This is a genomic window from uncultured Acinetobacter sp. (assembly GCF_947624825.1).
Lineage (GTDB): Bacteria > Pseudomonadota > Gammaproteobacteria > Pseudomonadales > Moraxellaceae > Acinetobacter.
Genome location: NZ_CANQLZ010000072.1, coordinates 1 through 10,002, shown reverse-complemented (window position 1 = coordinate 10,002; position 10,002 = coordinate 1). Strand labels below are relative to the sequence as shown.

8 protein-coding genes and 2 pseudogenes are annotated in these 10,002 nt (G+C 37.9%); 8 read left to right on the top strand and 2 right to left on the bottom strand.

What is annotated here, in order from left to right; translation table 11 throughout:
* Positions 1-410, bottom strand: a pseudogene (locus Q0017_RS12270) (muconate cycloisomerase); the annotation flags it as partial.
* Positions 411-536: 126 nt separating this feature from the next.
* Between Q0017_RS12270 and Q0017_RS12265 the strand changes: the two are divergent.
* The 7 genes from Q0017_RS12265 (at position 537) to Q0017_RS12235 (ending at position 7,902) form a co-directional block, all read left to right on the top strand.
* Positions 537-1,448, top strand: a complete 912-nt coding sequence (locus Q0017_RS12265) for a LysR family transcriptional regulator (protein WP_298147265.1) — start codon at positions 537-539, stop codon at positions 1,446-1,448.
* Positions 1,449-1,578: 130 nt separating this feature from the next.
* Complete coding sequence (locus Q0017_RS12260; RefSeq protein ID WP_298147262.1) at positions 1,579-2,940, top strand: MFS transporter; 1,362 nt, start codon at positions 1,579-1,581, stop codon at positions 2,938-2,940.
* Between the two features lie 252 nt (positions 2,941-3,192).
* Positions 3,193-3,402: a cold-shock protein gene (locus Q0017_RS12255; protein WP_122901178.1), complete on the top strand. Its 210-nt coding sequence runs from the start codon at positions 3,193-3,195 to the stop codon at positions 3,400-3,402.
* 340 nt (positions 3,403-3,742) lie between these two features.
* Positions 3,743-3,943 (top strand): acyl-CoA thioesterase, encoded by a 201-nt coding sequence (locus Q0017_RS12250; RefSeq protein WP_298147260.1) that lies wholly within the window; start codon positions 3,743-3,745, stop codon positions 3,941-3,943.
* Between the two features lie 235 nt (positions 3,944-4,178).
* Positions 4,179-4,973: a MipA/OmpV family protein gene (locus tag Q0017_RS12245; protein WP_298147259.1), complete on the top strand. Its 795-nt coding sequence runs from the start codon at positions 4,179-4,181 to the stop codon at positions 4,971-4,973.
* A 312-nt stretch (positions 4,974-5,285) separates the two neighbouring features.
* Complete coding sequence (gene ppk1 / locus Q0017_RS12240) at positions 5,286-7,364, top strand: polyphosphate kinase 1 (RefSeq protein ID WP_298147256.1); 2,079 nt, start codon at positions 5,286-5,288, stop codon at positions 7,362-7,364.
* A 352-nt stretch (positions 7,365-7,716) separates the two neighbouring features.
* Entirely contained in the window at positions 7,717-7,902 is a 186-nt protein-coding gene (locus Q0017_RS12235) for a hypothetical protein (protein ID WP_298147253.1), read from the top strand.
* A 232-nt stretch (positions 7,903-8,134) separates the two neighbouring features.
* On the opposite strand, the pseudogene Q0017_RS12230 reads toward Q0017_RS12235, so the two are convergent.
* Positions 8,135-8,680: pseudogene (locus Q0017_RS12230) on the bottom strand (helix-turn-helix domain-containing protein); the annotation flags it as partial.
* Between the two features lie 278 nt (positions 8,681-8,958).
* Here Q0017_RS12230 and Q0017_RS12225 point away from each other — a divergent pair.
* Positions 8,959-10,002, top strand: a 1,044-nt coding sequence (locus Q0017_RS12225) for an SWIM zinc finger domain-containing protein (RefSeq protein ID WP_298147250.1), incomplete at its 3' end; no start/stop codon positions are given.

The following is a 10,002-nucleotide window of genomic DNA, read 5'->3' as shown; positions in this document are numbered from 1 at the left end:
ACCCACAATACTGGCACGCTATCACGTAAACGACCGCCTAACAGCTCAGACAGCGGTAAACCTAAACGCTGGGCTTGAATATCCAGCAGTGCCGTTTGAATGGCACATTTGGCAAAACGGTTACCATTGATATGCTTTTTTAACACTTGCATGATTTGTGCAAGGTTATGTCCCTGAAGGGATCTCAAAAGTGGGGCAAAATAGGTTTCAATATTGGTTTTAATGCTTTCAGGGCTTTCTTCTCCATAGCCTAAACCACCAATGGTCGTGGCTTCGCCCCAACCGATAAAACCGTCATCGCTGGTGATTTTAACCAACACCAAAGTTTGGGTTTGCATGGTCGCAACCGCCATCTTGTGTGGGCGAATGGTTGGAATTTCAACCAAAATGGTTTCAATTTTTTTATACATGATCTATTCCGGCTGCACTTGCGTTTCGCTGTTCTTGCATATACCTTAAAAGAATAAAATTAGGCTGTCGAAGACTGTTTTTGCATTTTTTTATACTAAAAAGGTATTTTATAGGGAGCAGAACGCATGGAATTGCGTCATTTACGTTATTTTGTTGCTGTCGCAGAAAGTAGAAGTTTCACCCAAGCCGCTGAGCGTTTATTTATCGCTCAACCCCCGTTAAGTCGCCAAATACAACAGCTTGAGGCGGAACTGGGTGTGCAACTTTTTGAACGTAGTAGCCGCCCTTTACAACTCACAGAAGCTGGACAATTCTTCTATCAGCATGCACTTAAACTTTTGTCGAATGCTGAAGAAATTAAATGTATGACGGCACGTATTGGTATAGTTGAACGCAGCATTAAAATTGGTTTTGTAGCTTCATTGCTTTATGGTTTGTTGTCTAAAATTATTTATGTCTTTCGTCAACAACAGCCCAATCTTAAAGTTGAGTTGATTGAAATGTCGACCTTTGAGCAAATCCAAGCCTTAAAACAAGGCAAAATAGACGTGGGATTTGGACGGCTACGTATCTCTGATCCACATATTAAACGGATTTTATTGCGTGAAGAGCCTTTAGTCTTGGCAGTCCATCAAAGTCATGTTTTAGCGCAAAAGCAGTGTGTTACTTTCGCACAGCTTGAACAAGAACAGCTATTTTTGTACCCAAAGAGTCAAGAAGCAAATTTTGCCACTCAAGTACGAAGTATTTTTGCTGAACATGGTTTAACTCCAAAAAATCTCAAAGTGGTCAGGGAAATTCAACTGGCGCTAGGTTTAGTCGCAGCAGCAGAAGGTATGTGTATCGTGCCTGAAAGCGCTAAATCAATTCAATTGGCGCATGTCAAATATATCCCCATTATTGACCACGATGCGACCAGCCCTGTGTTTATGGCGATTCGTCATTTAGACACGGCTGATGATTTACGCGCCTTATTTGATTGCATCTATCAAGTTTATGATCTCGAAGCGATTGAATATGAACGCGCCGTACTTTAAATCTGAAGTTGTAGCACATTAAAAAACCCAACCTTTAAAGTATATAAGCATGCTTAAACGGTTTTGGACAAAGCCATTTAGATCACGCATTGTGCATGTCAAAGTGATCTTCACAAGGAGGAGGTGAAGCATGTCAACACAGATTGAAATCCAACAGGTGGTGGATGAGGCGAAGTTCCGTCCATTTCATTGGAGTGTCTTATTATGGTGTTTAATCATTATTATTTTTGATGGCTATGATTTAGTGATTTATGGCGTAGTCCTGCCTTTATTAATGCAAGAATGGGGTTTGACCACGGTACAAGCAGGTTTGCTTGCCAGTAGTGCCTTATTTGGAATGATGTTTGGTGCCATGTGTTTTGGCACTTTATCAGATAAATTAGGTCGTAAAAAAACCATTATTATGTGTGTCACTATTTTTAGTGGTTTCACTTTCTTAGGTGCTTTTGCTGAAAATCCAACCCAATTTGCCGTGTTGCGCTTTTTAGCCGGTTTAGGGATTGGCGGCGTGATGCCAAATGTCGTTGCGCTGATGACCGAGTATGCACCTAAACGTATCCGAAGTACCTTAGTGGCCGTCATGTTTAGTGGTTATGCCATTGGTGGTATGAGCTCTGCACTGTTAGGCGCGTGGTTAGTAGGCGATTATGGTTGGAAAATCATGTTTTATATTGCAGGAATTCCATGTTTATTTTTACCAATTCTATGCAAGTATTTACCTGAATCCTTAATGTTTTTAACGCAAAAAAACAAGAATACAGAAGTGGCTAAAATTGTCACTAAGATTGCGCCAGAGCGTAAAATTACCCCACAGACCCAATTTACTCTGCCTGAAGTGAACGCCGTGGATCAAGCACCACTCAAAGCTTTGTTCCAACAAGGACGCAGTACAAGTACATTTATGTTTTGGTTAGCATTTTTTATGTGCTTATTAATGGTGTATGCTTTGGGAAGTTGGTTACCAAAACTGATGCTTCAAGCGGGTTATTCACTTGGGGCAAGTATGATGTTCTTATTTGCACTCAATATTGGAGGCATGTTAGGCGCCATTGGTGGTGGTGTCTTAGCAGATCGTTTTCATATCAAAAAAGTACTCACTACTTTATTTGTGGTAGGTGCTTTGGCATTGATTTTACTTGGTTTTAACAGTCCACAAATTGTGTTGTATAGCTTAATTGCCATCGCCGGTGCTGCAACCATTGGCTCACAGATTTTATTGTATACTTTCGTGGCACAGTTTTATCCAGCCAGTGTACGTTCAACAGGGATGGGATGGGCGTCGGGTATTGGCCGTATTGGTGCGATCGTAGGTCCTGTGTTAACCGGTGCATTACTGACCTTTGAGTTGCCACATCAAATGAATTTCTTAGCTATTGCAATTCCGGGTGTAATTGCTGCATGTGCAATTTTTATGGTGAATTTACGTATGTCAGTTGACGCAAAGTCAACTGCTGCAAGCTTAGATCAATTCAAGCTTGATTCACACACTTAAAGCCACTTATACAAAAAGCGTAGCTATTGAACTGCGCTTTTTATTCAATGCTATAAAAAAATTGAAATAACCCCTTGTATGTTTAATTTAGTGGTGTATAATGAGGGACACTAAAATAATAATACTGTTGTTATCGCAAATCTTTTCATCTCGTTGTTCCCTTCGTTTTATCAGATTTTTTCGTTACAAAGTTTATTGTCTTAGGCGTTATGGCACAAGCCATATAAAGTTTTTAAAGTATAGGAAAAATCTATGTCAAACGTAGTAACTGGCACAGTTAAATGGTTCAACGAAACTAAAGGTTTCGGTTTTATTGCAGCAGATTCTGGCGAAGACGTGTTTGCACACTACAGCCAAATTCAAGTAAAAGGCTTCAAAGTATTGCAAGAAGGCCAACGCGTTCAATTCGAAATCGTTGCTGGTCCTAAAGGCTCTCAAGCTAACGCGATTAGCCCACTTTAATTTTCATTAGAAAATAAAGTTGAAAAAACCCATGCACTGCATGGGTTTTTTATTGTCTAAAATTTGCTTTATCATCAAAGACAAATGACAGTGAAATACTATACCTTTCATATTTTGTGTAAGAAATGACAAAATTGGGCTGATTTTTTAAGCAATCTGTAAGTTTATTTAATTTTTACAGCATAAACATGTAATCTTGATTGAAATTGTCGGAATTAAATTGAATAATACCCATACTCCAACATGATCTATTTAACACCCCTGTTACTTTGTTACTCGATCATGTTGGAGCTTTTTATTTGGCAGTTTTAGGTTGATCATTCATATTGTGAGTTCAAGTATGAAACGTCATAAAATAGGATTAGCTGTTGAGCTCACTGCCCAGTGGAGTGTTGAACAAGATTGCTATTTGATTGAACATGCCACTCAAACTATTGCTCAATTACAACAAGTGCTTCCATTTGATGAAGAGCAAATTAATGCGCGCAAACAGGTCTTAGGTTTAATCAAAAGGCAACGTGCATTACAACGTTTGCGTTAAACAAATTTATCAAATTCTTCATTTATGTAAGGTAACTGTTTAAATCTATTGTACTGAAAATGAACTCAAAGATTGTTCATCAATTACAGATTGGCAATTTACTACTCCTATGTTAAATAGCATTCAGAATTACAACAAGATCGATCTTGATAAGATGGTCGCTTAAATTTCACATATAATTCACCCTGTGCTGCTGTATATTAAAACTAACTCACGCGCATATGATGGACAAGACATGCTAAAAAAAATTGTAACAATTACAGCACTTTGTATTCCTACGCTTGCTTTTGCAGAACAACAGCCACAACGTCCTGCGCAAATGGGCAAACCACAAGGCTTAAGTGTGGGTTTGGGTGCTGTCGGCAGTAGCGGTATCTATATTGGCGAGAAAACTGAAATTATTCCTGTTCCTGTAATCGCTTATGAAAGCGAGCGTTTTTTTATACGTGGATTATCAGCAGGCGCTGCGTTGTATGGCGACCGTGTTTTTAGTGTCAATGCGATTGCTAATGTCAATATGATGAATTTAGATGTGGGTGAGTTAAGTACACGTCAACTTGCAGAAAAAGGCATCAGCAAAGCACAGCTTGAAGATCGTGATCGCAGTGTTGACCTAGGTGTTGAAGCGAGCATGCGTAAACCCTATGGCATTATCTCAGCACAAGCCTTGCATGATGTTGGTGGAGCCAGTGAAGGCACTGAATTACGTTTAAATTATCAATATTTTTGGCAAATTGATCCTCGTTTAAGCTTGATTCCAAATGTGGGTGTGGAGTGGTTATCCGATAAACGTGCCAATTACTATTACGGTATTTTAAACAGTGAGGTTGCGCGTGGTGTTGACGCGTATCGTCCAGATCAGGTCTTTATTCCGCATGTTTCATTAGGTGCCAATTATGTCATTAATGAAAAAGTGAATGTCTTTGGGGTTGCAATGCAAAAATTCTTACCCAATAAAGTACAAGATGGTCCTTTAGTGGATCAAAGTTCGCAGACTAACTTTTATATGGCAGTTAACTATAAATTTTAATAATCAATCTATAGGCTGTGTGAAACTCCGAGAGCAGATTCTCTCGGATTGCGGCATTTGCTGTAATAGGTGAGTCTAAACACACAATATTTCTCAAGGTATAAATTAAATGTCATGATTTTTTTATCAAAATGAGCATTAAAAAAATGGCCTTTTAGTTGGGCTTTAATTTGATTTTTTATGAAAAATCTTTTTTATACAAATATTTATTTTAAACAATTCAACTAAAGAATATGTGCATTGTAACACATCTGTCATAATTTAATCCTAGGATGGGCACATCTAAGCTGTTCGTAACGATTCCTATTTAATATGTCTTCTCTTAAAGCAAACTTACATAATTCTGATACCTATATTAATCGTGAACTTTCTTTATTAGAATTTCATAAGCGTGTTTTAGCCCAAGCTGCAGATGTGGATCACCCTTTATTAGAAAGATTAAATTTTTTAAAAATCTTTTCGAGTAACTTAGATGAGTTTTTTGAGATTCGTGTTGCGGGTTTAATGAAACAACTCGATTTAAAAATGCTCACCACAGCACCGGATAGTATTCCAAATGAAATTATTTTGCAGGAAATTTCGGACAAAGCCCATCGCGCTGTTGAAACACAATACGATATTTTAAATCAGCAAATTTTGCCACAGCTACAACAACATGGTATTCGTTTTATTCAATATCATGATATTTTAGAGCGGCATAAAGATTGGATTAAAAATTATTTTTCTAAGCAAATTCAACCTGTTGTTACGCCAATTAGTTTAGATCCTGCACATCCATTTCCACGTTTAGTCAATAAAAGTTTAAACTTTATTGTCTCACTTGAAGGTAAAGATGCCTTTGGTCGTCATATTGATTTGGCCATTGTACCTGCCCCACGTTCGTTACCGCGTGTCGTACGTTTACCCGATGAGTTGTGTCCAACAGGTGAACAACATTATATTTTGCTTTCTGCCATGATTCAGTATCATGTTAATGATCTATTTCCGGGTATGACCGCCACCGGGTGTTATCAATTTCGGGTTACACGTAATGCTGACTTAACCTTAAATGCCGATGTAGACGATCTAGCAGTGGCGTTAAAAGACGAACTGTCATCACGTCGTTTTGGTCGAGCGGTGCGTTTAGAAGTAGATGAAAACTGTCCTGAAAAACTTAATCATTATTTATTACAACAATTTAATTTAAGTGAACAAGAATTATATCGCATTCAAGGACCGGTCAATTTAACCCGTTTGCCGAGCAGTTTTGATATTGAAGCTTTACGTTTTAAACCTTTTCAACCGGTGATGCCCAAAGTATTACGTCAACAGGATTTAATGTTTGAAGTGCTAAAACGTGAAGATGTTTTACTTCATCATCCGTTTGACTCATTTCAACCTGTGGTCAATTTACTGCGTGAGGCAGCCAAAGACCCACATGTTTTGGCCATTAAACAAACCCTATACCGCAGTGGGCCAGACTCTGAAATTGTACAAGCCCTGATTGAAGCGGCACGTAATGGTAAAGAAGTGACCGCAGTCATTGAACTTCGTGCCCGTTTTGATGAAGAGTCCAATATTATTGTCGCCAACTTATTACAAGAAGCCGGCGCTGTGGTGGTATATGGCATTGTGGGCTATAAAACCCATGCCAAGATGATTTTAATTGTGCGTCGTGAAGGTGAAAATCTGCGTCGTTATGTACATTTAGGTACTGGCAATTATCATGCCGGTAACGCAAAAATGTATACCGACTACGGTTTATTTACCACCCATGATGAAATTGCTGAAGATGTGCATAAAATTTTCCAAGAGCTCACCGGCATGGGGCGTATGGCCAAGCTTAAAAAGTTATTACATGCACCGTTTACTTTGCATGATCAATTACTTAAGTACATTCAGTATGAGACCCAAGCTGCGCTTGCTGGAGAAAAGGCACATATCATCATTAAGGTAAATGCTTTAACTGAGCCTGAGTTAATTTCAGCTTTATATACGGCTTCACAAGCAGGTGTAAAAGTGGATTTAATTATTCGCTCAATTTGCTGTTTACGTCCACAAGTCAAAGGTTTATCGGAAAATATCACAGTACGTTCTATTGTAGGCCGTTATTTAGAGCATACCCGTGTCTATTACTTCTATCATCAGGGTGAAGAAAAATTATATTGTGCCAGTGCAGATTGGATGGCGCGTAATTTATTTTCAAGAGTTGAAAGCTGTTTCCCAATTGAAAATAAAAAGCTGAAAAAACAAATTATTGAAGATGGCTTGTTCAATTATCTCAAAGACAATAAACGTGCTTGGCAATTAGATGAACACGATCAATGGACTTTACTTGAGCCACAGGAAAATCAAGACGTGTTTATTGCTCAGCAATATTTGTTGGATCAAAAGTTAAAGAAAGTAAAATAAATCTTTCAGCCATCATAAAGACCACAATCAAAATATTGTGGTCTTTATTGATTTAAAATTAAAAAAATACTTTGCGCTGTTTAGCCAGGCTTTTAAAGCATTATCACCTTAAAATTTATAAATGCATGATTTCTTAAAATCAAACTTATTTTTTGACCTGTAATATTTTGGTCATGTAAACATTTTTTACATGTTTTAGCAAAATTGAGTTGAATTAAGCTTTAAACATAACAAATGAGACATGTTTGCTTGTTTATGAAGTCATTAATATAAAAATAAGGCGATTTAATGTAAGTCCTAGATTAGATCAATTTGATGCACAACTACATAACTATATAAAAAGGTGATCATCATGACACAAGAACATGTGGTATTAGAAAAAAGAATTTCTTGGGCCAGTATATTTGCTGGTGTGGTCGCAGTATTGGCTATTTCATTATTACTATCACTATTAGGAATGGCACTTGGATTTTCGATGCTAGATCCAGAATCAGCCACAGATACCCCAACTTTGAAAAGAGTCACCGACATGAAATAGACTAAATAATATAATTGGCATTTTAGTAAACTCTATATATAACAGTTATATAGAGTTTTTATTTTGTGTGGTTTAATTTAAGGTAGGGTAGGCTACTTTGATTTTTGGTCACTAATTTATTGTGATAATCAACAATAATAACCAACATACACATGCTTAATCTAAACGTATTTTACTGACTGGTATAATTTTATGATGAGAGGGGTGTTGCCTGGGGCTCAGCGGACGCTTACATTACACAGTCTAAAAAGTCGAGAGTATTCGCTGCTGTTCGGCGTTTATATATCCTTAAAACACGATATCTTGTGCAGTCATCGATAGATGTGTATTGATATAGTCCAGGACCCAGTTTACAGGTATCCATTTGAATTCTATCACCTGGTAATGGGCGTTCATAACGAATGAAATCTGCTTTATGACAGAATTTTTTAATTGGTTTGACCTGATGGGTGGATAGTACTTTATGGATAGTCGCTAAGGACAACGAGACTCCTTGCAGCCTCATCAATTCTGTTTGCAAACGTCGAGTACCAAGATTTCTGGCTGAGCGCATTTCTAATATTGAGGCTTCTAGCTCAGCATTGATTTTATTATTTGGAGATTTTAATGGACGTTTACTCAGGCTACTTAATCCATCAATACCTTGCTCAGAATATCGTTTTTACCACTTGCGTAACGTTGGTCTAGAAATGCCACATCTCCGACAAACTAGGCCAGCATCATTGGTCTCTTCAAATAATTTAACCCATACGAGTCTTTGTTGAATTTCTCTGTTCATAGACACCCATTATATTGAAATGATTTCTATGAATCACAAAGCTTAAAACTTTTGACCCCATTTGGTTTAAAATTAACTGTTGTGAAGAAATCATCACTTTCTATAAGGATATTTTCGACCTCAATGAACTATTTAACTTCTCGGATTTGATTGTGTTTACTCACAATATTCCTATTGAGTAAGTCGAACCAGTGCTCAGGTTGAGCAGTTCGGCCACTGTTTCGAAATGACATCTTTGTCCGTTATAATTGTATAAACATTTTTAGTGTCTGGTAATTATGTCCTCATTGATCAATTTTCTATCTCGCTTTAGTACCGCAACTATTCAGCGCAGTCTTAGCTATGCTAAACACATTGATAGGGAAACGATTGAGTTCTTTGAGGAAGAAGACGAGGTCACGATGTATGCTCAAATTGAAGGGACAGATTATTACGATACTGCAATTACCTATAATCCCCAAAAAAACCGTTTAATAGATGACGACTGCACTTGTCCGGTTGGATATAACTGTAAACATGCTGCTGCTCTAGCGCGGTTATTCTTTCAAGAATATCGCCATGAATTTCAGCAGCATTATGCTGACTCTCAATCCCCACAGGGAATCGTAAAACGCCAACAGGGGGATGATCAGGCGCAACGCTGGTTGAATGATTTTAAACGGTATTTACAACAGGCTGAACCTGAGCAGCCTGTCAAAACAAACACATGTTTAATTTACCTGTTAAATCAGTCTGTCAGCTCAAAGAAATTGACCCTTGTGGTGCAGAAGGCCAGACGCAATAAAAATGGCTCGATTGCCGGTGAAAGTGATTATACGCACTATGAAAATATCACCAGAAAGCATCTGACTTTACCTGAACAAAAACGACAATTATTTAACCAAATTTATTATCACGCTAAAATAAACAGTGACGAGCGCTTTTATCAAAGCAACCTTGATATCTCCGGAATTTTATTGGAGCACTTTAAATCTTTTATTCAAAGTGGCGATGTGTACTGGCAAAAAAAAAGCCATGCTGCACTTCAATGGTCAGAACAAGGCTATCACATCGAACTGATCTGGGAACAAGGTGTCAACAAACAGACGGAGCATTTAAACATTGAATTGGTCAATGGTGATATTCGACTCGATTTAAAATCAAATCCACATATCCAGATTCTCGCGAGCCAGCCACCATGTTATGTGGATATTCAACAGAACACGGTGGGCCAGTTATATGGTGAATATACGCCAAATCTTCTGTACCATTTTTTACAGATGCCTGATCTTCCAGCTACGCTCTTGCCAGAGTTTGAGAAACTGACTCATCAATATTCAGAC